The organism is Streptomyces kronopolitis (assembly GCF_014646275.1).
Taxonomy (GTDB): Bacteria; Actinomycetota; Actinomycetes; order Streptomycetales; family Streptomycetaceae; genus Streptomyces; species Streptomyces kronopolitis.
This window is the reverse complement of the sequence record NZ_BMND01000112.1, coordinates 1-602: the sequence shown is the minus strand read 5'-3', so window position 1 is coordinate 602 and position 602 is coordinate 1. Positions and strand designations below refer to the sequence as shown.

At 43.9% G+C, this 602-nt stretch carries 1 protein-coding gene; it reads left to right on the top strand.

The features are described 5' to 3' along the window. On the top strand, positions 1 to 586 hold a 586-nt coding region (locus IEY78_RS35380; protein ID WP_189104827.1), incomplete at its 5' end, for a TIGR00366 family protein. Positions 587 to 602 lie beyond the last annotated feature (16 nt).

The window sequence follows — 602 nt, the reverse complement described above, 5'->3', positions numbered from 1 at the left end:
TTTTTTGGGTTTTGGGTATCTTGGTATTTATTTTTTTAAAGGAGGAGGGCTTAGTTTAAACATCGTCAATACGATTTTCCTTTTTTTAGGGATTTTGCTCCATAAAACCCCTTTAGCTTATGTGAAAGCGATCAATCATTCCGCTAGGAGCGTGGCTGGGATTTTATTGCAATTCCCTTTTTATGCCGGGATTATGGGGATGATGACAAGCCATAGCGTGGGGGGTCATTCTTTAGCGCAAATGCTTTCTTTAGCCTTCACGCACATCGCTAATGAAAAAACTTTCGCGCTCATGACTTTTTTGAGCGCAGGGATTGTCAATATTTTCATCCCGTCTGGCGGAGGGCAATGGGCGATTCAAGCTCCTATCATGCTCCCTGCAGGGCCAAGCTTGGGGGTGGATCCGGGCGTGGTTTCTATGGCTATCGCTTGGGGAGACGCTTGGACGAATATGATACAGCCTTTTTGGGCTTTGCCCGCTTTAGCCATTGCAGGTTTGGGCGCTAAAGATATTATGGGCTATTGCGTTTTAACTTTAATTTTTGTAGGCTTAGTCGTGTGTGGGGTGTTTTATTTTTTAGTGTGAGTTTTTTATGCCTATT